Origin of the sequence: Georgfuchsia toluolica (assembly GCF_907163265.1) — a bacterium.
GTDB lineage: Bacteria > Pseudomonadota > Gammaproteobacteria > Burkholderiales > Rhodocyclaceae > Georgfuchsia > Georgfuchsia toluolica.
Genome location: NZ_CAJQUM010000001.1, coordinates 683,945 through 709,921, shown reverse-complemented (window position 1 = coordinate 709,921; position 25,977 = coordinate 683,945). Strand labels below are relative to the sequence as shown.

Annotated in this window: 28 protein-coding genes; 10 read left to right on the top strand and 18 right to left on the bottom strand. The window is 55.0% G+C overall.

The genetic code is table 11. The annotated features are described in order from the left end of the window. Nucleotides 1-221: 221 nt before the first annotated feature. The 6 genes from K5E80_RS03360 to K5E80_RS03340 form a co-directional block, all read right to left on the bottom strand. Entirely contained in the window at nucleotides 222-1,334 is a 1,113-nt protein-coding gene (locus K5E80_RS03360) for a zonular occludens toxin domain-containing protein (RefSeq protein WP_220634831.1), read from the bottom strand. Next, the gene (locus K5E80_RS03355) at nucleotides 1,331-1,609 is read right to left on the bottom strand and encodes a DUF2523 domain-containing protein (protein WP_220634830.1); all 279 of its coding nucleotides are present in this window, start codon (nucleotides 1,607-1,609) and stop codon (nucleotides 1,331-1,333) included. Before K5E80_RS03355 ends, K5E80_RS03360 begins: the two co-directional genes overlap by 4 nt. After that, nucleotides 1,602-1,835, bottom strand: coding sequence for a virulence factor TspB C-terminal domain-related protein (locus tag K5E80_RS17090; protein ID WP_425514548.1), 234 nt, complete (start codon nucleotides 1,833-1,835; stop codon nucleotides 1,602-1,604). The genes K5E80_RS03355 and K5E80_RS17090 overlap by 8 nt, the downstream gene beginning before the upstream one ends. Before the next feature lie 1,192 nt (nucleotides 1,836-3,027). After that, nucleotides 3,028-3,363: a hypothetical protein gene (locus K5E80_RS03350; RefSeq protein WP_220634829.1), complete on the bottom strand. Its 336-nt coding sequence runs from the start codon at nucleotides 3,361-3,363 to the stop codon at nucleotides 3,028-3,030. 2 nt (nucleotides 3,364-3,365) lie between these two features. Further along, complete coding sequence (locus tag K5E80_RS03345; RefSeq protein WP_220634828.1) at nucleotides 3,366-3,590, bottom strand: major capsid protein; 225 nt, start codon at nucleotides 3,588-3,590, stop codon at nucleotides 3,366-3,368. 289 nt (nucleotides 3,591-3,879) lie between these two features. Continuing rightward, nucleotides 3,880-4,149: a hypothetical protein gene (locus tag K5E80_RS03340; protein ID WP_220634827.1), complete on the bottom strand. Its 270-nt coding sequence runs from the start codon at nucleotides 4,147-4,149 to the stop codon at nucleotides 3,880-3,882. A 139-nt stretch (nucleotides 4,150-4,288) separates the two neighbouring features. Between K5E80_RS03340 and K5E80_RS03335 the strand changes: the two genes are divergently transcribed. Together K5E80_RS03335 and K5E80_RS03330 are read left to right on the top strand one after the other, a co-directional pair. Next, entirely contained in the window at nucleotides 4,289-4,615 is a 327-nt protein-coding gene (locus K5E80_RS03335; RefSeq protein WP_220634826.1) for a helix-turn-helix domain-containing protein, read from the top strand. Between the two features lie 381 nt (nucleotides 4,616-4,996). Continuing rightward, nucleotides 4,997-5,248 carry a type II toxin-antitoxin system CcdA family antitoxin gene (locus tag K5E80_RS03330; RefSeq protein ID WP_220634825.1) on the top strand — a complete coding sequence of 84 codons (252 nt, stop codon included), beginning with the start codon at nucleotides 4,997-4,999 and terminating at the stop codon, nucleotides 5,246-5,248. 230 nt (nucleotides 5,249-5,478) lie between these two features. Here the strand turns inward: K5E80_RS03330 and K5E80_RS03325 are convergent, their stop codons facing one another. Together K5E80_RS03325 and K5E80_RS03320 are read right to left on the bottom strand one after the other, a co-directional pair. Beyond that, nucleotides 5,479-6,354 (bottom strand): pirin family protein, encoded by an 876-nt coding sequence (locus K5E80_RS03325; RefSeq protein WP_220634824.1) that lies wholly within the window; start codon nucleotides 6,352-6,354, stop codon nucleotides 5,479-5,481. A 48-nt stretch (nucleotides 6,355-6,402) separates the two neighbouring features. Further along, nucleotides 6,403-7,002: an FMN-dependent NADH-azoreductase gene (locus K5E80_RS03320; protein WP_220634823.1), complete on the bottom strand. Its 600-nt coding sequence runs from the start codon at nucleotides 7,000-7,002 to the stop codon at nucleotides 6,403-6,405. A gap of 74 nt (nucleotides 7,003-7,076) precedes the next feature. Here K5E80_RS03320 and K5E80_RS03315 point away from each other — a divergent pair, with 74 nt between their 5' ends. Continuing rightward, nucleotides 7,077-8,042, top strand: coding sequence for a LysR family transcriptional regulator (locus tag K5E80_RS03315; RefSeq protein ID WP_246590845.1), 966 nt, complete (start codon nucleotides 7,077-7,079; stop codon nucleotides 8,040-8,042). A gap of 86 nt (nucleotides 8,043-8,128) precedes the next feature. On the opposite strand, the gene K5E80_RS03310 is transcribed toward K5E80_RS03315, so the two are convergent. From K5E80_RS03310 to K5E80_RS03295, 4 genes are all read right to left on the bottom strand, one after another. Then, a complete protein-coding gene (locus K5E80_RS03310) occupies nucleotides 8,129-8,575 on the bottom strand; it encodes a universal stress protein (RefSeq protein ID WP_220634822.1) in 447 nt (148 codons plus the stop codon). Between the two features lie 181 nt (nucleotides 8,576-8,756). After that, nucleotides 8,757-10,268: a DHA2 family efflux MFS transporter permease subunit gene (locus K5E80_RS03305; RefSeq protein WP_246590844.1), complete on the bottom strand. Its 1,512-nt coding sequence runs from the start codon at nucleotides 10,266-10,268 to the stop codon at nucleotides 8,757-8,759. A 2-nt stretch (nucleotides 10,269-10,270) separates the two neighbouring features. Then, a complete protein-coding gene (locus K5E80_RS03300) occupies nucleotides 10,271-11,419 on the bottom strand; it encodes an HlyD/EmrA/EmrK family protein (RefSeq protein ID WP_220634821.1) in 1,149 nt (382 codons plus the stop codon). A 3-nt stretch (nucleotides 11,420-11,422) separates the two neighbouring features. Beyond that, nucleotides 11,423-12,670, bottom strand: coding sequence for an efflux transporter outer membrane subunit (locus tag K5E80_RS03295; RefSeq protein WP_220634820.1), 1,248 nt, complete (start codon nucleotides 12,668-12,670; stop codon nucleotides 11,423-11,425). Here K5E80_RS03295 and K5E80_RS03290 point away from each other — a divergent pair. Further along, nucleotides 12,586-12,828, top strand: a complete 243-nt coding sequence (locus K5E80_RS03290) for a hypothetical protein (RefSeq protein WP_220637380.1) — start codon at nucleotides 12,586-12,588, stop codon at nucleotides 12,826-12,828. The two genes, K5E80_RS03295 and K5E80_RS03290, sit on opposite strands and share 85 nt — an antisense overlap. 288 nt (nucleotides 12,829-13,116) lie before the next feature. Here the strand turns inward: K5E80_RS03290 and K5E80_RS03285 are convergent, their stop codons facing one another. The 6 genes from K5E80_RS03285 to K5E80_RS03260 form a co-directional block, all read right to left on the bottom strand. Continuing rightward, the gene (locus K5E80_RS03285; protein WP_220634819.1) at nucleotides 13,117-13,971 is read right to left on the bottom strand and encodes an NmrA family NAD(P)-binding protein; all 855 of its coding nucleotides are present in this window, start codon (nucleotides 13,969-13,971) and stop codon (nucleotides 13,117-13,119) included. Between the two features lie 51 nt (nucleotides 13,972-14,022). Next, nucleotides 14,023-15,540 (bottom strand): aldehyde dehydrogenase family protein, encoded by a 1,518-nt coding sequence (locus K5E80_RS03280; protein WP_220634818.1) that lies wholly within the window; start codon nucleotides 15,538-15,540, stop codon nucleotides 14,023-14,025. Nucleotides 15,541-15,545: 5 nt separating this feature from the next. Further along, nucleotides 15,546-16,403 carry an ABC transporter substrate-binding protein gene (locus tag K5E80_RS03275; protein ID WP_281420334.1) on the bottom strand — a complete coding sequence of 286 codons (858 nt, stop codon included), beginning with the start codon at nucleotides 16,401-16,403 and terminating at the stop codon, nucleotides 15,546-15,548. Between the two features lie 29 nt (nucleotides 16,404-16,432). Then, entirely contained in the window at nucleotides 16,433-17,677 is a 1,245-nt protein-coding gene (locus tag K5E80_RS03270) for an acyl-CoA dehydrogenase family protein (protein WP_220634816.1), read from the bottom strand. Nucleotides 17,678-17,934: 257 nt separating this feature from the next. Then, complete coding sequence (locus tag K5E80_RS03265) at nucleotides 17,935-18,681, bottom strand: GntR family transcriptional regulator (RefSeq protein WP_220634815.1); 747 nt, start codon at nucleotides 18,679-18,681, stop codon at nucleotides 17,935-17,937. Between the two features lie 23 nt (nucleotides 18,682-18,704). Next, the gene (locus K5E80_RS03260) at nucleotides 18,705-19,391 is read right to left on the bottom strand and encodes a FadR/GntR family transcriptional regulator (RefSeq protein ID WP_220634814.1); all 687 of its coding nucleotides are present in this window, start codon (nucleotides 19,389-19,391) and stop codon (nucleotides 18,705-18,707) included. 428 nt (nucleotides 19,392-19,819) lie between these two features. Here K5E80_RS03260 and K5E80_RS03255 point away from each other — a divergent pair, with 428 nt between their 5' ends. From K5E80_RS03255 to K5E80_RS03230, 6 genes are all read left to right on the top strand, one after another. Further along, complete coding sequence (locus K5E80_RS03255; RefSeq protein WP_220634813.1) at nucleotides 19,820-20,206, top strand: hypothetical protein; 387 nt, start codon at nucleotides 19,820-19,822, stop codon at nucleotides 20,204-20,206. Beyond that, nucleotides 20,196-20,900 carry a hypothetical protein gene (locus K5E80_RS03250; RefSeq protein WP_220634812.1) on the top strand — a complete coding sequence of 235 codons (705 nt, stop codon included), beginning with the start codon at nucleotides 20,196-20,198 and terminating at the stop codon, nucleotides 20,898-20,900. The genes K5E80_RS03255 and K5E80_RS03250 overlap by 11 nt, the downstream gene beginning before the upstream one ends. Nucleotides 20,901-20,909: 9 nt before the next feature. Beyond that, entirely contained in the window at nucleotides 20,910-22,253 is a 1,344-nt protein-coding gene (locus K5E80_RS03245) for an MFS transporter (protein ID WP_220634811.1), read from the top strand. 224 nt (nucleotides 22,254-22,477) lie between these two features. Next, complete coding sequence (locus K5E80_RS03240) at nucleotides 22,478-23,530, top strand: thiamine pyrophosphate-dependent dehydrogenase E1 component subunit alpha (RefSeq protein ID WP_220634810.1); 1,053 nt, start codon at nucleotides 22,478-22,480, stop codon at nucleotides 23,528-23,530. After that, on the top strand, nucleotides 23,518-24,519 hold the full coding sequence (locus tag K5E80_RS03235) for an alpha-ketoacid dehydrogenase subunit beta (RefSeq protein WP_220634809.1): 1,002 nt from the start codon (nucleotides 23,518-23,520) through the stop codon (nucleotides 24,517-24,519). Before K5E80_RS03240 ends, K5E80_RS03235 begins: the two co-directional genes overlap by 13 nt. 1 nt (nucleotide 24,520) lies before the next feature. Next, nucleotides 24,521-25,969 (top strand): NAD-dependent succinate-semialdehyde dehydrogenase, encoded by a 1,449-nt coding sequence (locus tag K5E80_RS03230; RefSeq protein WP_246590843.1) that lies wholly within the window; start codon nucleotides 24,521-24,523, stop codon nucleotides 25,967-25,969. The last annotated feature ends 8 nt before the right edge of the window (nucleotides 25,970-25,977 follow it).

Genomic DNA, 25,977 nt, shown 5'->3' with positions numbered 1-25,977 from the left:
TTTGATCCTGCACATCACATCCGTTTCTTAAGTGTTCCAGTGATAAATCTAAGAGGCGCGGGTCGGTCGGGCGCTGCGCGCCCGCCCTGCCCCCCGCCTCTTGATTATGACCACCAAGCCCCTTAATCACCGCATGGCGGGGCTGGATAACAGTGAGACCGTTATCCACATATCCACAATCGCTCTGCCCTATAGGGGGCTCGCTCATGTGGATATGCATGCTACCGAGTAGCCAGTACAGAGGCATCAACAGTCCTGACGGAATGCTCACGAGGAAAAGCCTCACCATCGAGCAACAGACCATAAGCGTCAGGCCTTGAAGAATCTTTTACAGGCGCTTGAAGAGGAGACTGCACAGGTTCCTGTTGATAAGGATTAAACCAACCATTCCTGACGACCTCATGGCAAAAATCATCAGAAGCGCCATAGCGAGTGCCTTGCTGAGTGCGACAGTAACAACGCTCAGTGGAACCATCACGCACCGAGTAGCAGACGGCAGGTAAAGGAGCAACCGCAACCTTATTGACATCATCATAGACAGGCGCAGTCTCAGGATGATCCTGCAGACGTGGCTCACGCTCTTTCAGATAGTCTTTAAGAGAAAGATGCTGAGTAGGCGCAGCAGTGACAGCACCACCACTCGAACGATCAAGCTTTGAAGCAATATTGTTATGCTGATTAGCTTGCTGGATGCGCCCGTAGATATGCCATCCGAGAAATGCAACTATAGCCAAACAAATAGGCAAAGCATAGACATACCAAGGCCGACTAACATGTATTTTCGTATGAGCCTCAGCCGATTTATATAGGCCAAACACTTTCTTATTTGGCATATAACGCGATCTGGCAGCTAAATCACGCGAAGTCTTACTTTCAGGGTCCCCCATTTCAGGCCAGACGTATTTATAACGCCCAACTACCCTCTGACTAATATGCGTATGCTTTGAAACGAACGCTTTAATATTAGAGTCAATCAACTTCACAGACTGAGTTAGAAGAATGAAATCAACACCCGTATGGCGATGCGTTTCATTCGCCGCAACATGATCCGGTACCTTTGCACTATTGGCACGCGGACGATAAACGTTCTGCGCTTCGTCTATGACAATCAGCGAGCCAACCGGAAAAGTAAAAAACGGCATTATGAGTGTTGGGTCTTCAGGAGTAGGACGCATTTCAGTCCATTCCGAAACCGGAGGAACTGGCTGATGCGGTATTTTTAATTCACGAATACCCATACAGAATATTGGACGCTTGCCCTGCTCTGCCAATAAACGCTCTACAACAAGAGCAGTCTTTCCAGTACCTGGAACACCTGTTATCACCTCAATCATGATGCCAACTTCCCGAAACGTGCCGCCGCCATTAACGCCGCTCTTGATGCCAATGCACCGAGAATGATGCCGAGACTCTCCCCTACCCCACCAAGACTGAGGATGGCCGCAGTCGCACTGCCAAGACTGCCCCATTGAGTCAATACAGCACTGCGCACCTGATCCACAGCAACAGAATATGTTCCATAGGTGATAAGCCCGATGCCAAGCGCAATCAAAACACGCTTAACTATAGGAACCGCTATTGCGATTAAAAATGTCCCTACATCACTCATTAGCCTTCCCTCCCAAAACGATTAAACCCGCAGCCAGCCACGCCATAGCCAATACAACAGGACGGAGACCAGACGCGAACTGACACATTGGTGCATAACTAAAAACCGCACCATGAGGTAGCGCAACATCAGCAGGGCATGTACTGGTAAGCGACACAGAAACAGGCGTTAAGGCTGATGTAATAGAGGACGCGCCTAGAGCCTCAGAATCGGTAGGAATCCCCATATCCTTGCACTCAAAACGCTCTGGATGATCTGTGCAAAATTTTTCTTTATCCGATACCGTTCGACATGCAGCAGCATCCGGATTCTTAGCGCAATAATCCGCCGTCGAATCGGTTTGTTTGCCTGTTGCTGGATCAATACCAGCTCCACCTGATCCACCAGAACCACCACCACTCGACCCGCCACTACCATCAGGATTTGCAGGGTTGTATCCCGTACCACTCGAAGGCGCCACAGGGGGCGTAGTACCCGCTGGATAATTCTGTGTCGTGGTTTTTTGCTTACCCGTGCATGTATCCGTCGTGACCGTTGTTACAGTCGTGCTGCCATCGCCATTCGTAGCACTGCTATTGGTGTATGTATCCCCACACGCTACCGCAGGCCCGCTATTAGACTGCGCAACACCACTAGAGTCATAACACACCGCCGTACCATCTGTCATATAGGCCATGTATTGTGCCGATGCGCACGTATTCTCAGGCTTAGATGCCGTCCCGCTAAGAGGAGCCGCCCCGGAATCGCAATGAGCACCACTCGACTTCCAGACACCCTGACATTCAGTGTGCCGCACCCCCGCAACCAGCCCTGCACCACATATAGCCCCATCAAATACCTGACCGCATTGACTCGATGAATCACATACATCCAGAGTCATGGCCTCACCGGGCGAGATAGTGCCAAAGTCATACCAAGCCATAGAAGTTAACGTAGTACCCGCAGCCGGACAGGCCGACTGAGAAACGCAAGTACCTGCACTCTCCATGTATCCGCTATTGCATGTGCAGGTGGTCCCGCTAATCGTGGAATTCGCAGGACAAGTGTAAAAAGTCTGCGATAGCGTCGCTGAATAACAGCTGGAACAGACTCCGCTCTGACCCCATACACACTGAGACGAAGTATTGGAATTAAAATCAGATGGCCCGGCCCCCACATATGGCTTGCTAACATCATAGTAGCCATCACACGCCGCCCGAGCCGACGCGAACCCCCGGTTATAAGACGACCATTGGACAATCGTCCATTGCGGCCCCGTAGCCGTAAATGATGCATGCGATTCTCTGCCACTCAATATAAAGATGGCCGCGATAATCAACGGCCATATATATTCACTACTCAATATCCTGATTCTCATTTGAGGATTACCCAGATCGGCAAGAGAACCAGCAATATTCCCACCATGAATAAATGTTCCATCACAACCCCCGACGCATGAACATTACAGCCGCAGCCGCCACCATTGCCGCCGCTATCATCCAACCCACTGACAGACCATCGAAAAACGGCTCTGTCATATCGCAAGAATCAAAGGTAATAGACGGCGCAGCAATCGAATAACGCAGAGTTTGAGTACCAGAGCCATCTATGCTGTATGACTTTTGATACCAGACACCGGCATCCTTGACGAACTGATTTAAATAACTGGTAGAACCCGGAACAAGAACCGGAGCCGCTTTCGAGTAATACGCATCGACTGCCTCCGCATTACTGGAGAGACAGCGACCCTCGAAAATGGCCCCGGTAGCCGACATGCTTAGGTGCCCTTCTTCATGAACTTGAAGGCAATGATGGCAATCGTTGCCACCAAAAAGGCGGTAGCAACAGCAATGCCGTCAGTTTTCATGTCGCCCATGGCCGTAGTGACTTCAGCCGGAACCGCAGCGAGACATTGATTGACAAACGCCAGCAGAGCAGCACCAGTCAGACCGAGTTTCTTTCCTTGCTTTTCAAAATATGCACGCATTTCAATTTGCTCCATTAATAGCGGAGGATGTGGGGAAAACTTCTCTCGATGCCGCCTTCACCAAGAACCCCATTTACCTTTAGCCCATTGCTAAATGGCATATTCTTCAAAATAAATTATTGCCGTGTCACTTCCACTGGAGGAGAAAGAAAACCCAACCGAACCGCACGCATGAGACAAGCCATGCAGAGAAAATCCCCTTCGTGAATGACACCTAGATTGTCCAATTCCTTGCACCAGATACAGGTGTGTTCCGTGTCAAACTCACCTAGTTCAACTAAGTCACCCGATATGATGGAATGCATTACGCAGCTTTCGAAGCCGCTACCGCAGGAACAGGCCGAAGCTCAACGATAACCGGAGTGATCCAGCCATCGCGCTCTACATCCTGATAGGTCGGCATGTAGACCCCTTGAGTAGCCGGTTGCCCCTCACGAATGAAAATCTTGCCTACGTTGATATGACCATCAGGCCGGGTTTGAATGCACTTGGCGACTTTGTAGGGCTTGCCAGTCTTTTTAGAAACGAGCTCTTCGACTTCGATGATTTGAATTGATCCAGTTGGATTAGCCATTTTTTTCCCCTTCTAGGATGGTTGACGCCCTGCCCCGACGAGGCTATAAGGCGGGTGTAGTCAGCAATTGCTGAATTCAACAAACGCTGTACAGGACGAAATCTAGTACAACAATTGTTGTACTGTCAAGGAGAAAAACATGGAATTTAGACAAGTGATTGAAACAGCGGAAAAAGTAGTTGGCGGCCCCACCAAACTAGCCAACGAAATCAATGTTCCAAAAACAATGATCAGCGATGCAAAAGCTGGTAGGCGCGGACTACCTGATAGAGCTTGCGAAAAACTTGCGGAAATAGCCAAATTAGATTTTGGCGATGTCATCAGGGCGAGAATGCGCAGCCCTTTTGCCAAACATGCCGCTGTAATTCTTGCAACGGCAATAACCGCTAATTTCTATACGCCAGAATCATACGCAGACGAAATAATGACGTATGACAGTTCTGCTACTTACTGTTTTCAGAAGTGATATGGCTTGCAGTCTTAACCTTTGGCGTCACAGGTGAGTTCAGCCTGGCCAGTATTGGCGAACGCAGCAAGCAGTACGAAACCATGAGCCGGCTTGCCGTCTCGTAACCGCTACCAGGCTTTCATCGGTACGCATCCCAGCAAATCTCAGTCTGCGCTTCAGTTCTAGACTGAACGCTTGTCCAAAAAAGCCATACAGCTTGAGGACTCACATCTCAAACCCCGCGGGAAAGCTTAGTCATTCCCTATCAGAGGATGGTGCGGTTCCGCAATTTTCAATCAAAGGAGCAACACAATGCAAACACGTTCACACGCCTCAGATGTTGCTGGTAATGCGCATTTGTGTCATTACTACAAATGTGCATTTGAAAGGAGGTTTTGCATGGCAACGATGACTGGCAACTACGCAAATGCCGCCAAGAAGGCGACCAACGTGTCTCTGGCGGAGAACCTTCTTGCTGAAGCCAAGGAGTTGCGCATCAACGTTTCGCAGGCGGCTGAAGCTGGAGTAGCCAAGGCCGTCGCGGAAAAACGCGCTGAACTTTGGTTGAAGGAGAATTGGGAAGCCATCGAAAGTTCAAATGCTTATGTGGAACAACATGGACTGCCATTAGAAAAGTACAGGATGTTCTAATGACCAGATTTAGTGTAAGCACCCGGCAAAGCCATCTGTGATGAATCGATGGATTTGAGCAAGAAAGTGTTTTTTGATTTCGTTAATGTTGCAGTGACCATCCTTTCTGACCGGCTGGTATTTCTTATCGCCGGTCACCGTGATTGAATTAGGGCTGCCGCTCCTTTCTTTCATTTGACATTATCAGCCGAATAGCTCGAATTGTTTCCTAAGAAAAGTAAAGTGAGACGTCAAGCCAGGCGCCCATCACGATAGTCGTTTAGTGCCTGGTAAATCTCTTGTTCCGTGTTCATCACGAACGGGCCGTACTGAGCGATCGGTTCATTTAGCGGGCGACCAGCGATTAGCAAGACCTTTGCCTCATCAGCAGCTTCGATCACTACTCCTTCGGCATTAACGTCATTGGCGAGAATCGCCATGCGCTGTACCGGTACCTTATCCCCGCCAATACTTATCTCGCCGCGATACACGTAGATAAACGCGTTATGCCCCACCGGGAGCCGCTGCCTAAAGCCAGTACCGGCAGGCATATGCAAGTCCAGATAGAGGGGTGCTGTCGCAGCGCGAGTCACCGCGCCTTGAATACCGTGGCTCTCGCCGGCGATCACGGTTGCCTCAACGTCCGCATCGGTGACGAAACGCGGCAAATCGGCGGCAGCGAAATCCTGATACCAGGGTGCGATCATTTTGTCCTGGCTTGGCAGGTTTAGCCACAATTGAAAGCCTTCCATCACACCTTCTTCCTGCTGAGGGATCTCGGAATGAATCACGCCGCGGCCGGCAGTCATCCATTGCACGCCACCGTTTTCCAGCAAACCCTCATGACCCCCGCTATCGCGATGCCGCATGCAGCCGGCAATCATGTAGGTCACGGTCTCGAAACCGCGGTGCGGATGGTCTGGAAAGCCGGCGATGTAGTCATCCGGTTTGTCGCTACCAAAGGCATCGAGCATAAGGAATGGATCGAGGCGGCGTTGCAACGGCTGCGTTAGCACCCGGGTCAGCTTGACGCCAGCACCGTCAGAAGTTGCTGTGCCGGCAACCAACCGTTCGATGACACGGGATCGGCTGACCTGTTCCGTAATGCGGGCGTGATTCGTCGTCATGGCAACTCCTTTGCTGTCGCAGGTGGTTTTTACTTTATGGCTTCAATCTCAGGCAAATGCTGCGGCAAGATCGGCGGCGGCTTGCGCAAATCCCTGCTCAGCAGCTTCCGGCCCCATGTTCAGACCTTCCGCGTAGATGAAATGCACGTCGGTCATTCCCAGAAAGCCAAGAACGGTTTTGAGATAAGGAACCTGGCTGTCACCCTCGGTGCCGCGGTAGCGACCACCTCGCGCCAGGCCGACATAGACTTTCTTGCCTGTTAGCAGACCCTCCGGGCCTTTTTCGGTATAGCGGAAAGTCACGCCGTTGCGTGCAATGGCGTCTATCCAGTTCTTCAGCTGCGCCGGCACACCGAAGTTGTACATCGGCACGCCGAGCACGAGTACGTCGGCTGCCTGCACTTCGGCAATCAGTGCGTTATCAAGGGCTACACGTGCCGCTTGATCAGGCGTGAGCTTCTCGGCCGGGGTAAACAAAGCGCCGAGGGTCGCTTCGTCCAGGATCGGATGCGGATTGCTGGAAAAATCGCGTAGCGTCAGTTTTGCGGCTGGATTGGCCAACTGCAGGCGCGCAACGATGGAATTCGCCACCCGCGTCGAATTTGCACCTTCGCGGCGAGCACTGGCGTTGATTTGCAGGATGTTCATTTGTATCTCCTTTGGGTTGATGATGACCTAAGCCGTACTGTATTGATGTTAAAAGGCTTGCGGAAGTCCTCAAAATGGATAACATTGTTCTATATATGGAACAATTTGAGCCAAATGATTTGCTGATCTTCGCTCGTGTCGCTGAAGCAGGCAGCTTTAGCCGTGCGGCCGAACACATTGGTTTACCCAAATCCACGATGTCGCGACGTATCTCCCTGCTAGAAGAACAACTGGGGGAACGGCTGATGCTGCGCACGACCCGCCGTCTCTCCTTGACCGAGTTCGGTCAGCAACTCCTCGAACACGCCCGTCAGGTAGCCGCTGAAGTCGATGCCGTAAAGGCCCTGAGCGAATACCGCCAGGTGCGTCCCAGTGGCCGGCTGCGGGTATCCATGCCAAACGATTTCGCGACCCTGCTGCTGACCGATATGCTGGCGGCGTTCATCGCGCTCCATCCGGCGGTGTCCCTGGAACTCGATCTCTCGCCGCGGCGCGTCGATCTGCTCGGAGAAAATTTTGATCTTGCGGTGCGCATGGGCGACCTGCCCGACGATACGCTGCTCACCGCGCGGCGCATCGCCGTGTTCACCAGCGGGCTCTACGCAGCTCCTTCCTATCTGGCAGAACGCGGTCATCCGGCATCGCCTGATGACCTTCCTCAGCACGATGCGCTGCGTTTGCTCGGGCGCAATGGTGAACCGGTTGCATGGACCTTGACGTATGGCAACCGGCGATGGGAAGGTATTCCACCGGGAAGTACAGCCGCTAACGCTCCTGAACTGTTGATTGACTTGGCGCGTAAAGGCGCCGGCATCGCTGCAGTCCCCGATTATTTTGCAGTGCCAAGCGTTCGTTGCGGCGAACTACGCCGTGTGATGCCCGACTGGTATTTGCCTTCGCACACCGCTTGGGCCGTATTTCCAGGGCGCCGTCTGATGCCTGCGAAGACACGGGCTTTCATTGACATGCTTGAAGCAGCGCTGGCTGGTGCGTTTGAGAATTCAAAAGAGATTTCCGGCAGCATATCTTTGGAAACCTGATCCTGCTAGCAGTTCACATGTGTTGCGTCGACCGGTTGAGTTCGCCACAGACAATCGGCGAGCTAAGCCAAGTTGCAGGAAGTCCTCTATCTGTAGACGAGCACAGGTATCTTGGAATAAATAAGTACCTTCTGCGTCTGTGAGCCGAGTAGGAGCCCCTTTATACCACGATAACCATGGGATGCCATCAGGATCAAGTCGCAACCTCTTTCTGAAGCCGTTTCTATAATCCCTTCGTAGGGTTCGCCGTTGGAAGCCGACGACAGTGAATCGAATGCGACTCCTGCCTCTTTTGCCAATGATTCCGCCTTGGCCAATATTTCCTGGGCTCGTCCATGGACTACCTGCTCTAGCACCTCCGGATCCATGCTCCGCAGCAGCGCGGTTTCGCCATATATGGAAGCAGCAGTATTGGGCCTGGCAAAAAAAAATGTGATCGTGGCCCCCCCCGCCTTGGCCAAGGATATGGCGCGTCGAACAGCCAGGTCGGACAACTCGGAGCCATCAGTAGGAACCAATATATGTTTAAACATAAAAACCTCTTCGTAGTGGTTAGTAATATCTAACTGCTTGACAACCAAGGTCAGTGACTAAAGCTGGGTTTCAACTTCATAGTACCTGATTAACCTATTTTCTTCGAATGACTTGGATCAAATTTCACCAGAGCTTGCTTTGCGAATCGGACAGGGAGATAAGTGATGGCGTTTACTCAACTCAAGCCTTGGGCGCGCGGGCAAACCAAACGGAAAACATCAGCACAACAAAGATACCCGCGGAGACCAGAAAGAAGTCGTTGGTCGCCAACATGACGGCCTGTTGATGCGCCATACGGTCGATCATGGTCAGGCCCGTAGTCGCGTCGAAACCGACCGATTGAGCGGCGGAAAGGGTATCTGCCGTGACCGGCGAATATGGCGTTGCGTTCTCGACCAGGGTACTGTGGTGATAGGCCGTGCGATGCTCCCAATAAGCGATACTTAATGAAACACCGATACTTGCAGCAACGAAGCGGGTAAATGCCATCAATCCCGCAGCGCTCGCCATCAATTGCGGTGGCAACCCGGCCAGGGTCAGCGTCGTCAATGGAACGAAGAACGTCAAAATGCCGATGCCCTGGATGAAGCGTGGTATGACGATATTCGAGAAGGCGATATCGGTGTTGAAGCCGCTGAACCAGTAAGCCGTCGCCCCAAAAACACCGAAAGCCACGGTAGCCCAGAGACGGGGATCTGAGCGGTGCATGTGTCGCGCCAGCAATGTGGACAAAAACAGCGGCAACAGGCCGATCGGTGCGGTCGCCAAGCCCGCCCAAGTCGCGGTATAGCCCATGTTCGTCTGCAGCCACAGCGGCAGAATGACGATATTGGCGAAGAACGCCATATAGCCAAGACTGAACACGAGCGAGCCAATAAAGAAATTACGCCCGCTGAAAAGATGCAGATCGACTACCGGGTGCTGCTCGGTCAGTTCCCAGACAACGAAAAAAATCAGCCCCAGCAATGCCACCAGCCCGAGCACGACGATTTCGGATGACTCGAACCAGTCCATTTCGTTGCCCTTGTCCAGCATGATTTGCAACGCACCGACACTGACGATCAACAGCATCAGGCCGATCGTGTCGATAGGCTGACGTACTATCGCGCTTTCCCTGTCCCTAAGTGCCTGCCAGGTCAGAAATGCGGCCAGCAGGCCGACAGGAAGGTTGATGTAGAAGATCCACGGCCAACTGAAATTATCGGTAATCCAGCCACCCATGATGGGTCCCATGATGGGAGCAACGACCACCGTCATCGACCACAGCGACAGGGCGAAGGTCTTGCGCTCAGGCGGATAGCTGCTGATCAACAGGCTCTGTGACAAGGGAATCATCGGTCCGGCAAAAGCGCCCTGCATGACGCGCGCTGCGATCAGCAGGCCAAGGTTCGGCGCCAGCCCGCAGAGCCCGGAAGCCAGGGTAAACAGCGCCGTAGCAAACACGAATACCCGCACTTCGCCGAAGCGCCGCGACAACCAGCCCGTCAGGGGCATGGCAATGGCATTGCTGACGGTGAACGAGGTAATCACCCATGTACCCTGATTGGGGCTTGCCGCCAGATCGCCTGCGATGGCGGGAATGGAGACGTTGGCAATCGACGTGTCGAGCAACTGCATGAAGCTCGCCAGTGCGAGGGCCAGGGTCAGCAGGACGAGAGTCGAACCCTCAAGGGGCTGCTGGGGTACCTCCACGCTTAGTCATCGCCTCCGAGATTGGTGGCGATGATCTCGCTTACACGCTTGTCGGCATATTTTTCAGCGGTGTCATCCACTGGCGCACCATAGCTGCCCGCAACCGTCCGGCTACCTAGAACCGGTCCTGAAAGATCGTGGGTATCGACGTTGGCACGCAGCGAAAGCCCGACCCGCAGAGGGTATTTGGCCAGTTCATCGGCATCAAGCGAGATGCGAACTGGCAACCGCTGGACAATCTTGATCCAGTTGCCGCTGGCATTCTGCGGCGGCAGTTGCGAAAACACCGCGCCGGTCCCTGCTCCCACACCGACCACCTTGCCGTGGAACTCTACCCCACGGCCGTAGAAGTCCGAAGTGACAGTAACCGGCTGTCCAATGCGCACACGTTCAAGCTGATCTTCCTTGAAATTTACTTCGGCCCAGAGCTGGTCGAGGGGAACCACTGCCAGCAAGGGCGCTCCCACCGCTACCTGCTGGCCAACCTGGATGCTGCGTTTGGCGACGTAGCCATTGCCCGGAGCGCGCACTTCGCAGCGCGCCAGTGCCAGATAGGCTTCATGCAGCCGCGCTGCCGTCTGGCGTACCGCCGGATGAGATTCCACCCTGGTTCCCCTTACGGCGGCGCGGGCGGCAGCCAGTTGAGCGTTGGCAAGCTTGAGCTCGGACTGGGCGCGGCGCAACGCAATGCGGGCATGTTCGAGTTCTTCCTGCGAAATCGACTGATCGGCCGCCGCCCCGGCGCGGCGTACCGCGTCGGCCTCAGCCTGTGCCAGCATCTGTTCCTTGAGAACAACATTGGCTTGATACTGATCCACCGCATGGAAGTTCTGCCGCACGCGCCGAACACTGTCGGCCAGTTCTGCTTCGGAGCGCAACAATGCCATGCGGGCATCGGTATCGTCGAGTTTCACCAGCACCTGTCCCCGGCGTACGAAGTCGGTGTCGTCGGCAAGCACTGCGACAATGGTGCCGGAAACACGCGGCGTGATGCGCAGCAGATTGCCTCCCACATAGGCATCATCGGTCGTTTCGTGATAACGCGCGCTGATGCCCCAGTAGAGCGCCCAGGCGATGCCGGCGAGAACGAATATGACAATCAGCACGCTGAGGATGCGTTTGCGCCGGGACGAATTGGAAGTCTGGTTCATAGCTTATTCCTGTGATGGCTCCCAACTGCCGCCAAGCGCGTGGAACAGGGCAACGCTGGCGCGCAGCTGTGCGGCGCGGGTTTCGGTCTCTCTCTGACGCTGGCTCAGCGAGGAAATTTCAGCCCCGAGCGATTCGCTCCTGCCGGTCAGCCCGTTGCGATAACGGCTCACGCTCAGTGCCTCCACCTGATCCGCCGCCTTGAGCGCGTGTTGCTGGAATGCTTCGCGCTGTTCCCATGCGTCGAGCGCGGCATAACTGTCAACAACCTGGCGGGCTGCATCGAGTACCGTGCGATTGTATTCACCTACCGCGACCGCATACTCCGCCTCCCGGGTACCGAGGCGATTTTGCAGATTGTTCACGTTGAACGCCGGAATATGCACGGCCGCCCCCAGCGAGCCAGTGCTGGCGCTGCGGCTAAGCAGTTGTGATGCACTTTTGCTTTCCAGGCCGACCAGCAGCAGCAGATTGACATTGGGATAAAACTCGGCGCGCGTGGCATCACTCACATCGCCCGCGGCTTGAACGCGCCAGCGCTGGGCAACCACATCGGGCCGCCGAGCCAGCCAGTCAAGTGGCAGAACGGAAGGCAGCGCCACGGGCGCAGGCAATTGCGCCTTCGGTAGCGTCTGCGCCTGATCCGGACTGCGCCCCGTCGCTAAGGCGAGCCGATAGCGCCATGCGCGCACCTCGTATCCGCTGCGCCGCACCGCATCCTCGGTATGCGCCAAGGCCTGCTCGGCTACCCGTACGAGGTAGGGAGAAGCGAGCCCGCGATCGAGATGGGACTGCTCGATCGCCAGCGCCGTGCGGCGCTTTTCCAGCTGCTGCTGCGCCAATAGCTCCTGCGCCTGGGCATTGGCGAGAGCAAAATAGGCGTCGGCCACCAAGGCGGCAACCGCCAGCCGCGCTGCCGCCTGTTCGGCCTCTTCGCTCCGCGCCGCATTCGCTGCAGCAGACACCAAGGCGCGATTGCGGCCCCACCAGTCGAGGCTGTAGCTGACGCCAAGGGAGACATCTATCAGGTTATAACTCTCGCCGGCAAACGGGGGCGGAAGGAAACCCTGTTCGCTGACGCGCGCGCGTTGCACCGCCGCGTTGGCAGAGTACTGGACGCCGGTGTCGAGTTCCATCTGACGCACGGCGCCCTGCGCAGCGCGCAATCGTGCGCCTGCGGCGGCAAGGTCTGGATTACGTACAACGCCTCGTCGATCAACTGCGTCAACCCGGGATCCCCGAAGCTTTCCCACCAACGATTCTCTTTCTCGCCATGCCGCCGCGCAATGTCACTCAGTGGCGCAGCGCTGGCGATGCCGGGGTTGTTCAGTTCGGGACGCGGCAGCAAATTGCCGGGCAGCGGCGCACAAGCGCTTGCCACGACAAGCGCAAGGAGATTAGCAAAGATTGATCTATTCCGGAGGCGCATCACTGCCCTCCAGCCTGACCAAAAGTTGATGCAGTATCTGTTTCATTCCACCTTTCCACGCGCGAAAAATATTCCTCTCGGCTCTCCACGCTTTATTCTTTTTATAGGCAGATAATATAAAGAAACTCCGAATAAAAGAGGAGCCCCGCGAAGTTGAACAGAATTTCAGTTTCTTGAGTGAAGCTTGGCTGGCAACGGAAACGGTATCGTAGCCGTACAGTTTCCAAGCGACTCGCGATGTCACGACTCCAGATGCATGCACTCAGCCGATCAACAAGACTTTACGGTTCCCTTGAGATAAGAACGATAACCGGTCGGCTCCCTGCCAAGAATGCTGCGCAAAACCAGGGCATTTCCACCCTTGAAACCAAAATCATCGTAATAGTCGAACATCCTGGTCCTGGCTTCCCGTTCGAACGGATCTGTGATTCTGGCTTTCGCCAGCCAGTCTTCGACTGAGATATCAGCCGATTTAATCGGACGACCGAGCACGTCACTCAGCAGTTCGACGCGTTGGTGACGGTTCAGCATCCCCTCGCAACATAATTCGAACGCTGCCCTGCCATAGCCGGATTGGGTCAACGCAATTGCGGCCACCTCGGCCACATCCGCAAAATCGACATCACTGATGGGGGCATCTGCGGAAAATGGCTCCGAATACACGCCGGTGCTCAATATCTTTTGCCATGAAGAAAGAATGTTATGCATCAAACGAGCAGGCTGCAGAATCGTAAAGTCCAGATCGCTTTCGTATAAACACTCCTCGACTTCGCGCTTGAGCTCATGATGAAGTAACCTTTCCACGTTGGAGTGCAGTGCCGATTGGTATACAAATTTTTCCACCCCGGCCCTGCCCGCCATACGAACGATCATGCGTCCGATGCATGCCTCGTCTGCCACAAATTTAGGCGCTACGTAAAAGACGCCGCTCACGCCCTTGAGCGCATTTTCGATTGACTCAGCGTTGCGTAAGTCCCCCAAGGCGATCTCGCTTGCCCCTGCAGCGCGGGCAATAGCAGCCCTCTCGTCATTGCGCACGAAGCCGCGAACGCTTGCCCCGGCTTTGACGAGCGCTTTGATAACGGCTTCACCGCAGGTACCTGATGCTCCGAACACCAATATCATGTTTTTTCTCCTCACGTTCACGCCTGAAATATAACCCTGATCTCTTGCGATTCAATCCACCGGAGGCCAGGTGGGAATCTGGCCGTGTCCCGAGGGAAAGCGAATGTTTTTTGCGCGCACGAATTCTTTTAATGTCTCGGGCGAGTTCTCGCGACCAAAGCCGCTCCCTTTCACGCCGCCGAATGGCGAACCCAGCATGGTTCTGCGCATATAGTTGTTGATGAAGATCATGCCGGCATCGAGCTGTTGCGCAATCTTCCAGGCGCGGGCTTCGTCCTTGGTCACCATCACCGCCGTGAGGCCATATTGCGTGCCATTGGCGATCCTGATGGCATCGGCCTCGTCGGAGAAGCGCATCAGGCAGGCGATCGGTCCGAATATCTCTTCCTGCGCCACGGTCATATTCGGGGTCACGCCTTCGAGGATGGTCGGCGCCACCCAATAGCCGTTCTTGTATTTGGCATCGGTGGGTAATTTGCCCTGCATGACGATGCTGGCCCCTTCCTTGAGGGCGATGTCGAGGTATTGCATGACGCGGTCGCGCTGACGGGCATCGACCATCGGCCCGACGTCGGTCTTGGGATCCAGTCCATCGCCGACCACCAGCTTTTCCGTCGCCGCGACGAAACGCCGCTTGAATTCGTCGTATACCGAATCATGGACCAGGATACGCGAGGTCGAGGTACAGGCTTCGCCGTTGTTGTAGAACATGCCTTCTAGGGCGACGTCGATGGCCACTTTCAGGTCTGCATCGTGCAGAATCATCAAGCAATTCTTGCCGCCCAACTCCACAGTGGCATAGGTTACGTTTTTGGCGGCGCTTTCCAGAACGCGGCGTCCAGTGGTAGTCGCCCCGGTGAAGGTGATGCGTTCAACCAAGGGATGACTGGTCAATGCCGCGCCCGCTTCCAGCCCGGTCACGCAGTTGAGAACCCCGGGAGGCAGCACTTCGTTGACGAGTTCAACCATGCGCAGCACCGTTAGCGGTGCCTGCTCCCCAGGCTTGATCACCACCGTATTGCCGGCGGCCAATGCCGGCGCGCACTTCTTGGCGAAATGCATCGGCGGCCAATTGAAGGGAAGAATGGCTGCGACCACGCCATATGGCTCGTAGACGACCCGGGCTTCGATCACTCCCTGATGCAGGATCTCGCCATGCAGCGTGTCGCACAGTCCGGCGAAATAGTCGAAACAGGCGTGACTGAACGTGACATCGAGTCGCAGCGCATCGCGCTTGGGCTTGCCAACCTCGCGCGCCTCCAGTTCTGCCAGTTCGTCGACATGCTTGCGGATGTGCGCGGCAACCTTGCGCAACAGATCGGCGCGCTCGCGCGGCGACCGATGCCGCCAGTCCTCATCATAGGCCCGCCGGGAATCCACCACGGCCCTGGCGACGAGTTCGGGCGCACAAGACTGTACCCGGGCGATCTCCTCACCGGTTGTGGGTTCCTGCACACCGAAAGTATCGCTGTTGGTGATGTCGACAGGCTTGCCGCCAATGGTGGCGCCCCAGCGCTTGCGCAAGTCTTTCCGACCCGCGTTGTTCTTTTCGTCTACATTCATCTTCATGTCCTCTAATCCAAATATCGCAGATCGATGAACTTCTCCGCCGCCGGCTTTGGCGGCGGCAGTCCATCACTATCCCAGACGACATCGATTACTTGCTGCATACCAGCCACGGATAGCATCGGTTCCGGCTTTGCCGCCAGATCAGCCCAAGCGGCAGAGGCCGACTCGGGATCGACAGGCAACCGCGCACAGGCGATGCCGATGGCGGCTTCACGATGCTCTGGATTGGCAAGCCATTCGAATGCGTTGCGATAGGCGTGCACAAAACGAACCAGCAAATCCTCATGGTCGCAGGCCCAGGAGCGACGAGCAGCAGCTACAGGCCCCGGGTAATCGGGGAAAGCTTCCAGCGTCGAGGTGAGCCGCACAAATCCCTTGGCCAGCAGTTGTTCGTCAAAAGGGGGATTAATGAATGCTGCGTCCGCACGGCCCGCGATGAGCGCATCAAGCCGCTCCCTGGTGCCGCCGAATTCAACCAGCCGACACTCCGCATCGCCGACGCCCTGGCCACGCAACAATTTTCGCAGCAGTAACGCATAGCCGCTGCGAGCGCCATCTACCGCAATTGTCCGCTGCCTCAGATCGCCTAGTGAGCGCACATCCGGCTCGACGATCAGACTGATATCGGGAGCATGCACTGGCGCCATGAAGGCAAACAGATCTGATCCGCGGCCCACCGCACGAACGACATGGTCGGGCAGCTGTATGCCAATGTCGAATTCGCCTTGTACGAGCGAATTCATCTGTTTGACTGATGAACTTGTGACAGTGACGTCCACGTCGAGTCTTTCGGCTTCAAACAGACCAACCGACCGGGCAACATGGAGCGGCCACAACGGAAACCCATCCGAAATGACCGCCACCCACAATTGCTTATTCGCAGCCGCCACGGCTAGGCTTCCGGACCCGCGTACTTGCCGGCCGTGTAGGGGAACATCGCCTTCACGATCTTGAAGTGGGTGATATCCACGGTCGAATCCATATGCAGGAAGATGGATGCGTCGCGGAACAGCTTCTCATAGCCGAATTCAAGCATCGAGCCATTGCCGCCATGAAGCTCCATGCCATGCTGTACCACTTTGAGAATTTCTTCCGAGGCAAACACCTTGGCCATGTTGCACAGCGCTTCCTGGTTCGGCGAGTTCTCATCGACCGCGATGGCCGCCGCACGCAACAGCGCGCGTGTGGCGCTGAGTTTTGTCGCCATATCGGCAATACGCCGCGCAACCGCCTGATGCTTGATCAAAAGACGGCCGCCCTGAACATAATTCTCCACGTACTCGACGGTGCGCTCGAAAGCCCTCATGCCAACCCCCAGATTCTTGGCGGCCTGGACGATCTTGCCAGGACGAAGGTAGATGGGGAATTTCTTGAAGAACTCATCCGGCTCGGCAAGCAGGTTTTCCTTGGGCACACGGCAGTCTATGAACTCGATCTCGCCGTTGTTCATGAAGCGGCCGCCGACCGTCTCGTTGCATTTCACGACGTTCAGTCCCGGCGTATCGCGCGGTACAACAAGGGCCGAGGAACCGTGCGTCATCGTGGCGCCGCGCCTGGTATTGCACACGACACAGAACAATTGGGCATCGTAGCCATTGCTGATAAACTGCTTGCGCCCATTGATGACGTAGTGATCGCCGTCAAGTACGGCGCGAGTTTGCAGCGCGGTTTCCGGCGTTTCATAGGGCAACCAGCGATCGGATGCCCCACGCGGCTCGGTTGCTGCGGTCGCCATCAGAAAGCTCGGGTCGGCGACAATCTTGGGGAACCAGTATTCCTGTATGTGGCGCGGAGCCAGGTAGCGCAGCATGCGCGTAATTTTCCAGTTCTGGCTCAACTTGTCAGCCAGCCCCGAGTCACCGCGCGCAACTTCTTCGCAAAGCACGGCAAAGGTCTGCGCCTCGGTCTTGGGATCGGTCTCCGTACCACCAAATTCTTCCGGGATACCCAAAGTGCGGATGCCGCATTTATCGGCTTCTTCGAGAATCCTGAGCGGCAATCTATCGACTGGATCCATCTGCCACTCACGCTGCCAATTATCTCGAATGAAAGGGATGACATGAGCGTCGACGAATGAACGACACGTGTCACGCATCATGCGCAGTTCTTCAGAAAGTCCGTAATCCGATGTAAGCATTTCCATTGCCTCCTTGAGTTGAGTTTTGATGCAAGTTATTGCGGACGAAAAAATATCCACCCTGCCCGCAGCAAAATATATACAAAACTATTTATATATACAAGTTATTTTTGTATATTTTATGGAGTCAACTGGAAATTTATTGTAATTAATTGTTTTTAATAACTTTCAATTTATCGCATAGCCCAGTTGCATCATAACAATGCCTGACCATGGCCAACATTAGCCTCGTTTGCAGGTAAATATTCATGCGCGTCTTACGCAGCGGCAGCAGGGGCAGCTTTGCGGGTTCTCTTCTTTGTCGAGGTCTTTCCGACCGACTCACCAACCGCCAATCGGGCTGTGGTATTCAAGTGGTCAACCAGCGAATTACAAGCTGCCCGCGCATCACGATTCAGAACTGCCTTGAGAATTGCAGAGTGTTCTGCGCTTACGTCGCGGACGCCGACTTCAATCTCATGAACAGTCAGGAACCGATAGCGCGCCTGATGCTCTCTGAGCAGCGCAGCCAGACGCAATAGCCAGGTTGATGTGCAAGCCGACAGGAGCGCGGTGTGAAACGCATCGTGAGCGACTTCCCAGGCAGGATTCAAGGTCCCGGGAACCTTGTCGTTGAGCATCGGGAGCTTGGTAAGCTGGTGGTAGGCTGCAACGACTTTACCTTCCCATGCCAGATCGCCATGCGCAATGGCATCTTCGAGCGCTTCGGCTTCGATATGCGTCATGACGCGCGTGATGTCGAGCAGTTCCTCCTCGGAAGCCCGCGCCACCCGAAACCCCCTTTGGTCGACAACTTCAACAAACCCGGACATCGCCAGTCGCGACAGGGCTTCCCGCAACGGGATTGTGCCAACCTCATATCGCGCGGAAAGCTCGCGCAATAATAGCTTTGACCCTGGCGGAAAAATGCTGGCAATGATGTCGCGCCTGATCAAGTCGGTAAGAATCGACGCCTGGGTGCGCTCCGCTACTTTCCCTTTTTCTTCGAGGAGCTCAAATTTCATGATCCCAAGACTCCCAAGACATTCTAGTAATCCAGAAGGCGGCGGCGAGTGGCGCGGATATGCTTGATCATTGTTTCTCTTGCTTGCTCCGCGTCGCGGCGCTTCAGGGCGGCAAAAATCTCTTGATGCTCACGCTGGAAAGTTAGACGTTCATCCGGCGTTTGCCCGCGTTCCCGCAACGTGCCCCACATGGCTTCCTGATGACGCACAGAATGGATCATGTCGTAGATGCGCATTGCCAACTTGTTGTGCGATGAATATGCCATAGCCAAATGGAATGCTGCATCCCATAACTCGAACTCCTCGCGTGTGGCAGCCTTTTCCCCGCGCTTGAGACAGTCTTCCATACGCTCGAAGTCGCCTGAGGTCGCATTGGTTACGATTAGCCACGCAAGCTCGGGTTCAAAACGTAACCGCACTTCGATATGTTCGGCGGGACTGATGATCCCATCGAATTCCGGTACATTGCCTACGGCATCTGGTGAAGGGCGCACAAAGGTTCCCCTTCCCACTTGACGAACGATCAAGCCATCGGCTTCCAGCTCAGAGAGCGCCCGACGCGTGACGGCGCGACTGACATCCAGCTGTTCTGCCAATTGTCGTTCGGTCGGCACGCGCTCACCCGGGCCAAACGCGTTTTCCTTGATGGCGTTAACCAAGTAATCGCGGACACGAACATATCCTTCATGTGCAAGCGCTCTATCAACCATATCTGCCTGTATCACGAGTCAAATCAAAGTGGGAACTATACCATTATCAATATTCAGACCAATAGTAGCCAATACATCATGACCACAGGGCTTACAAAGCCCTGCACAGCGCCACGCCGGCGATGATCGCACTATTCCGCCTGTCCAAGATGCGTCTTGTCCCTGAGAATACGCAAACTCAATCCGGTGCACAACGCCGATAAAACCAGGAAATCAGCCTCCATTGACATCATGGCACTCAACCCAAAGCGCAGCTCCAGCGCATTAATTTTCAATATATAGTGACCATTATATGTATTGGTTGACTATTGGTTCTGCTGGAGTTACAGTTTTTTGGAAACATGAAGTGTTTCCGGATTGGCTGACAGGGAATGATCAATTCGTCATTGACATAATATTTATATAAGATTTTCATCATAGGAGGAAACATGCGCCGCACAATAGAGCAGCCCATACTTGGTATTTTTGCAACGGTGATTGCAATAACCATAGCACTGACAATCATTTCTCAATTCGATCCGCAGATCCTTGGCAGTTGGGTGCTCCTTGCAGTATTGAGCGGTTTGCCAATACTGGTCGTTTTTGGTCTCGTTTGGCGCTGCGACTATCCCGGTTTTTTGTCCCGCCTTGCACAGCCGGCCAGAGGAATAGCGATGCTGGCCATGATGGCCGTGATATCGCTGATCGTAGGATCTGTTGTCTGGACCGTAATCGGCGGCAAGTTGCTACCCCCGGCACCGTTTACCTCCTTGTTTGTCATCACGAGCATCCTCGTCCTTTTTTGGGTCATCACCTTGTTTCAGGGTGGCCTCTGACCGTTTTTTCAAAACATCCGGCTTTCATTGGAATCGGGGTAATAGCAGTGACATACCTCATTACCTGGCTGGCCTTCCACTCTGGCTTCAATTTCAGTGTCATGCAGGGAGCCCCTTCTATCTTGCCGAGTTGGATCCTCATGGAGCTTTCCCGGCCTTTATCGCCGTGTCGTTTGCCTGCACCGTAGTGATGGTCATCATGGGGTTCGTATTGCTTGATTTCTGGCCGTTCTCTTCCCTGGCCAAGGCAAACCCATCATTGGCAGGACAACCGCTCTGGGGAATCGTTACCACGCTTGTGGTGATGGCCATTTCCTGGGCAATCCTGCAATTCTGCGTGACGGTCCAAGGGATGGACGTAGTCGACTACATGGTCAGGGTGCCGGTTTCGACGCTGTTCGGCGAGTTCATCATCGTGGTGATGATGCAGTTGAGCCCATTCAAGACCACTCCGCAACCACTCAGGGGAATCATCCTGGCGGTGATGGCGGCTATCCTCGCATTAGTCATGCATCGCTTTTATCAATTTGCTGGCGGAATACTGATCGGCCCCATGAAATCCGGCGCACCTGGCTATGCGCTCGAATTGTGGACAGCAAATGCGATGTTGGGAGTCACCTTCCCGGTAATCGCCCTTTTCGGCGATGGCTTCGGATTCTGGCCATTGCTAAGTGGTTCGCAAAATCGGCCGTAAGGCTTCCTCGTGCTTTTACCTAATCCGGTCAAGCAGAACTACGATGAAGAAATCGAAACACAGCGGGCTACAAATGACATACACATTGGAGGGGTAAATGGAAAAAATACTAAGCACTGGGACACTGCGCATGAATTTAAAGCGATGGTGTTATTGGTATTGGGTTGGGGGCTCGTCGGCGTCGATCGTTTCATGATCATGCCTATATTTCCTGTAATGGCTAAAGAGCTTGCACTCAACTATAAAGACATCGGCGTCATCGCGGGGGCATTGTCGCTGGCCTGGGGCGCATCGGCTTTTTTCACCGGACGGCTGACTGACTTGATCGGCACGAAAAAGGTGCTCGTCGCCTCGCTCATCGTGTTTTCGCTGCTTGCCGGGGTCAGCGGTTTGGCGACCGGCCTTGTCGGGCTGGTCATCATTCGGGCGATGATTGGTATCGCGGAAGGCGGCTACGCGCCAGCCGGCCAGATTGCTACCCTCCAGGTCTCCCGACCTGACCGGCAGGGCCGCAACATGGGCATACAACAGATGGCATTGCCGCTGTTAGGAATGGCTTTGGCGCCGCTGTTCGTAGTGCAACTTCTGCATGCCGGCCTCAGTTGGCGCTGGGTGTTCGCCCTGGTGATGATCCCGGGACTTCTCGTCGCCGCTCTGATGGCCAAGGTGCTGAGGGCGAAAAGCGATGAAGCGATCGAACACACCGCCATTCATGACCATGCCGATCACAAATGGTTCGATGTCTTCAACTATCGGAACGTGCCGTTACAGATTGTAATGGTCATGGGCTGGATGTCGTGCGAGATGTCGATGGCGGCGATGATGTCCAGTTATCTCACGGATTATTTGCATCTTGAACTCGTTCAGATGGGGTTTGTTCTTTCCGCAATTGGTTTCGGCGCGGCGGCTGGCGCAGTGGTTCTGGCGACGCTGTCCGATTATTGGGGCCGCAAGCCGGTGACCTTTATTTTCGGCATCGTCGACCTCTGTGCGGTTGTACTACTAAAGAACTGCGGCCCGGATCAAACGAGTCTTTTCCTGTACCTATTTCTCGTTCTATTCTGCAGTCAAGGCCTTATCACCATCGGGATTTGTCTGATCACATCGGAATCGGTGCCGGCGAAGCTCATAGGAGCCTCGAACGGCATCACGATTGGGATCTGCGAAATATTCGGCGGGGGAATCGTTCCCATTTTGTCGGGTTTCATTGCCCATAAGATCGGCATCGAGAACTTCTTCTACCTGCCGATGGGCGGCTGCATTCTGGGAATCATGGTCTGTCTGTTCCTGCAGGAAACGGCGCCACGCATAGTCGCAGCCCGGGAGGCTGCCGCCAGAGCCCTTGCGAGCTAACCTGCTTTTCTTCAGTCAAAAATCGTCAAGCAGCGCGCTGTCGCCAACCAGTGTGCAGCATCTTTCCATAAGCACCGATTTTTCTAAAAACCATTTGAGACCATTTGTAATATTGGTTGACTTTGAGATGGTAACGCATTAACCTAATCACTATTGCTTTGCATATTTCATACACGAATGGACGCATTATCCTCATCGTGTGTTCTTGGGAGAGGTTCATAGACATGAGCAACGTCATACGCAAACCGGCAACTCCAGCGGAGACTAAATCTAAATCTTCTGCCAAATCCGGAGATAACATTCCTATCGACACAAGGCTAGTATTGTTTCGCCGCCAGGTCGAAGCGCGCTATTGCGAGAAGCGTGCTTACGATTTGTTCCTGCAAAACCTTGTCAAAGGCACAAGCCATCTGGCATTAGGGCAGGAAGCCATATCCGCCGGTGTCGCCGTGGCATTAGAGAAGGATGACCTCACATTCCCGACCTTCCGCGGCCATCATCACGCCTTGGCGCGCGGGGTACCCATGACTGCAGTGCTAGGCGAACTGATGGGCCGAGAGTGCGGCTGTCTGGCTGGCAAGGGGGGATCAATGCATTTATCAAGTGTTGATCATGGCGTGATGGCCTCCTGCGCAATTCTAGGTGCATCGCTACCGATCGCTGTCGGCGCCGCATGGTCCATGCAATATCGCGGTACCTCGAATGTCTGCGTTGCCTTCTTCGGTGACGGGACCGCCAATATCGGCGCCTTTCATGAGGCACTCAACTTGGCAGTGGTGTGGAAACTGCCCGTAATATTTGTTTGTGAGAACAATCTCTACGGGGAATACACCGTAACGACCAAAGTCACGGCTGTTGAGCACCCGGCTGCGGATCGCGCCAGTGCTTATGGGCTGGAACGCATCATCATAGATGGTAACGATGCCGATGCTGTTTTTACCACCATGCAAACGGCAGTGGCCAAGGCGCGTGCCGGCAAAGGTCCTTCGATGATCGAGTGCATGACTTATCGCCAGTCAGGTCATTCACGCGCCGACCCGGCGCACTACCGGCCACCAGGAGAACTGGATGAATGGAAGAAAAAGGATCCTATTGTCATTTACCGGCAGCGCCTGCTTGACTTGAAAGTTCCTGAAACCACACTGAAGCAGATCGAACAAGAAACCATGCATGAGGTTAACCGTGCGACCGAGGAAGCCAAAGCTTCTCCCGTACCTCTGGTCGAGTCGGCTTTCAAGGATGTTTGGGCGAATGGAGGCATAGAGTGGCGGAACTGAGCTATCGTGAAGCGGTGGTTGCGGCCATTGCACAAGAGATGCGGCGTGACGAACGCGTTCTCTTCCTGGGTGAAGACGTCGCTGCTGCCGGCGGCTGCTTCAAGGCGACCGTCGGACTGCTGGAGGAGTTCGGGCCGAAACGTGTCTGCGACACACCGATTTCAGAACAAGCCATTCTCGGTGCGGCCATGGGCGCTTCCATGACGGGCTTGCGTCCGATCGCCGAAATCATGTTCTCCGATTTTCTCGCCGTGTGCTGGGACTTTGTTGCCAACGAGCTGTCAAAAACGCGTTACATGACCAATGGACAGTTTTCCTTCCCGATGGTCATTCGTACCGCAAACGGCGCCGGATCGCGCTTTGGCGCCCAACACTCGCAGAGTCTTGAAAATTGGGCCATGATGATTCCCGGCATGAAGGTCGTCGCCCCATCCTGCCCTGCCGACGTCAAGGGTCTGCTCGCAGCAGCGATCCGCGATCCGGATCCAGTGCTTTTCTTCGAGCACAAATCCCTGTATTCCATGAAGGGTGAGGTTCCCGATGGCGAATACGTGGATGAACTGGGCAAGGCCAAGGTCCTGCGCAACGGTAATGACATTACCATTATTACCCTCGCCGCCATGGTGCCGCGCGCCATGCAGGCTGCCGAAATCCTGCAACTGGACGGCATCTCGGCGACGGTGGTTGATCTGCGTTCGCTGGTGCCACTGGATATGCAGACCATCCTGCGCGAGACCAAGAAGACCGGTCGCGTCTTTACCGTCGAGGAGAACCCGCGGCTGTGCGGCTGGGGCGCAGAAATTTCTTCATTGATCGTGGAAGAGTGCTTCTTCGATCTCGATCAGCCTGTAGTACGCATCACCACACCGCACATTCCCCTGCCCGCGACGGATGGCCTCGAAGACGCCGTAATTCCCTCTGTAGACCGGATCGTCGCAGATATTCGTCGGGCGGTGGACTTCAAGCCCGGAACAACGAACGGAGATTGATGTGGAATTGAGTTTGAACAATCTCGGCAAGGGCCTGTATATCAACGGCATCTGGCGTGCCGCTTCTGATGGCAAGGCTTTCGACGTCATCAATCCGGCGACCGAGGAAGTGTTGGCAACCATCGCCGACGGTAGCGTCGAGGACGGCCTCGATGCCGTCGCGGCGGCTCACGCTGCGGGGCCAGCTTGGGCTGCTACTCCGCCTCGACAGCGCAGCGAAATACTGCGCCGCGCCTTCGAACTGATGATCGCCAACAAGGAAGCTCTGGCGCGCCTGATTACCCAGGAAAGCGGCAAAGCGCTTTCCGAGGCGCGCGGCGAAGTGGTCTATGCGGCGGAATTCCTGCGCTGGTTCAGCGAAGAGGCCGTGCGTATCCTCGGTGATATGTCGACTTCGCCCAGCGGCGACAAACACATCATGGTGATCCGTCAGCCGATCGGTGTCGCTGTGTTTGTCACCCCCTGGAACTTCCCGGCGGCGATGGCAACACGCAAGATCGGTCCGGCGCTTGCCGCCGGCTGCACGGTAGTGCTGAAACCTGCCAAGGAAACACCGCTCACCGCTCTGGCCATGGCGTCGATTTTTGAACAGGCTGGGGTGCCGCCCGGAGTCGTCAATATACTAACTACGCGACGCACGGCCAAGGCTATCGAAGCCATGCTGAATGACTTGCGCGTACGCAAATTTTCCTTCACCGGATCGACCGAGATCGGCCGTGTTTTATTGGCGCAGGCCGCGCAGACCGTTGTCAAATGCTCAATGGAATTGGGCGGCAACGCACCCTTCATCGTCTTTGCCGACGCCGACATCGAAGTCGCCGTGGCAGCAGCAATGGTTGCCAAGATGCGCAACGGCGGCGAGTCCTGTACTGCCGCCAACCGCTTTTATGTTGAGAAACCGGTGGCGGAGGAATTTACCCGCCGCTTCGTCGACGCCATGGCCAAGACCCGGATGGGCAACGGACTGGACGAAAACATGCAGTTGGGATCAATGGTCAATGCCAGCACCCGCAACAAAATCGCGGAACTGGTTGATGACGCCGTAGCGCATGGCGCCAGACTTTGCACCGGCGGCAAGATTCCGGCCGGCAAAGGCTACTTCTATCCAGCCACGGTGCTCGCCGATGTGGCCAATGATGCTGGCATTCTGAAGGAAGAAGTTTTCGGGCCGGTGGCGCCCATTGCCACATTCGAGAGTGAAGCCGAGGTAATTGCCCTGGCCAACGATACGGAAATGGGCCTGGTTTCATTCGTGTGCACCCGCGATCTGGCCAAGGCCCTGCGTGTCGCCGAAAAACTCGATTCGGGCATGGTCGGCATCAATCGCGGCATTGTCGCTGATCCGGCTGCGCCCTTTGGCGGCTGGAAGCAGAGCGGCGTCGGCCGCGAAGGCGCCCATGACGGGCTGCTCGAATACCTCGAATCCAAATACATTGCCGTCACTTGGTGAGGAAGAAT

Bases quoted from the DNA above. Each gene is read 5' to 3' on its own strand.
- K5E80_RS03360 (WP_220634831.1), bottom strand. From the start codon at position 1,334: ATGATTGAGGTGATAACAGGTGTTCCAGGTACTGGAAAGACTGCTCTT.
- K5E80_RS03355 (WP_220634830.1), bottom strand. From the start codon at position 1,609: ATGAGTGATGTAGGGACATTTTTAATCGCAATAGCGGTTCCTATAGTT.
- K5E80_RS17090 (WP_425514548.1), bottom strand. From the start codon at position 1,835: ATGGGGATTCCTACCGATTCTGAGGCTCTAGGCGCGTCCTCTATTACA.
- K5E80_RS03350 (WP_220634829.1), bottom strand. From the start codon at position 3,363: ATGTCGGCTACCGGGGCCATTTTCGAGGGTCGCTGTCTCTCCAGTAAT.
- K5E80_RS03345 (WP_220634828.1), bottom strand. From the start codon at position 3,590: ATGGAGCAAATTGAAATGCGTGCATATTTTGAAAAGCAAGGAAAGAAA.
- K5E80_RS03340 (WP_220634827.1), bottom strand. From the start codon at position 4,149: ATGGCTAATCCAACTGGATCAATTCAAATCATCGAAGTCGAAGAGCTC.
- K5E80_RS03335 (WP_220634826.1), top strand. From the start codon at position 4,289: ATGGAATTTAGACAAGTGATTGAAACAGCGGAAAAAGTAGTTGGCGGC.
- K5E80_RS03330 (WP_220634825.1), top strand. From the start codon at position 4,997: ATGGCAACGATGACTGGCAACTACGCAAATGCCGCCAAGAAGGCGACC.
- K5E80_RS03325 (WP_220634824.1), bottom strand. From the start codon at position 6,354: ATGACGACGAATCACGCCCGCATTACGGAACAGGTCAGCCGATCCCGT.
- K5E80_RS03320 (WP_220634823.1), bottom strand. From the start codon at position 7,002: ATGAACATCCTGCAAATCAACGCCAGTGCTCGCCGCGAAGGTGCAAAT.
- K5E80_RS03315 (WP_246590845.1), top strand. From the start codon at position 7,077: ATGGATAACATTGTTCTATATATGGAACAATTTGAGCCAAATGATTTG.
- K5E80_RS03310 (WP_220634822.1), bottom strand. From the start codon at position 8,575: ATGTTTAAACATATATTGGTTCCTACTGATGGCTCCGAGTTGTCCGAC.
- K5E80_RS03300 (WP_220634821.1), bottom strand. From the start codon at position 11,419: ATGAACCAGACTTCCAATTCGTCCCGGCGCAAACGCATCCTCAGCGTG.
- K5E80_RS03285 (WP_220634819.1), bottom strand. From the start codon at position 13,971: ATGATATTGGTGTTCGGAGCATCAGGTACCTGCGGTGAAGCCGTTATC.
- K5E80_RS03280 (WP_220634818.1), bottom strand. From the start codon at position 15,540: ATGAAGATGAATGTAGACGAAAAGAACAACGCGGGTCGGAAAGACTTG.
- K5E80_RS03270 (WP_220634816.1), bottom strand. From the start codon at position 17,677: ATGCTTACATCGGATTACGGACTTTCTGAAGAACTGCGCATGATGCGT.
- K5E80_RS03265 (WP_220634815.1), bottom strand. From the start codon at position 18,681: ATGAAATTTGAGCTCCTCGAAGAAAAAGGGAAAGTAGCGGAGCGCACC.
- K5E80_RS03260 (WP_220634814.1), bottom strand. From the start codon at position 19,391: ATGGTTGATAGAGCGCTTGCACATGAAGGATATGTTCGTGTCCGCGAT.
- K5E80_RS03255 (WP_220634813.1), top strand. From the start codon at position 19,820: ATGCGCCGCACAATAGAGCAGCCCATACTTGGTATTTTTGCAACGGTG.
- K5E80_RS03240 (WP_220634810.1), top strand. From the start codon at position 22,478: ATGAGCAACGTCATACGCAAACCGGCAACTCCAGCGGAGACTAAATCT.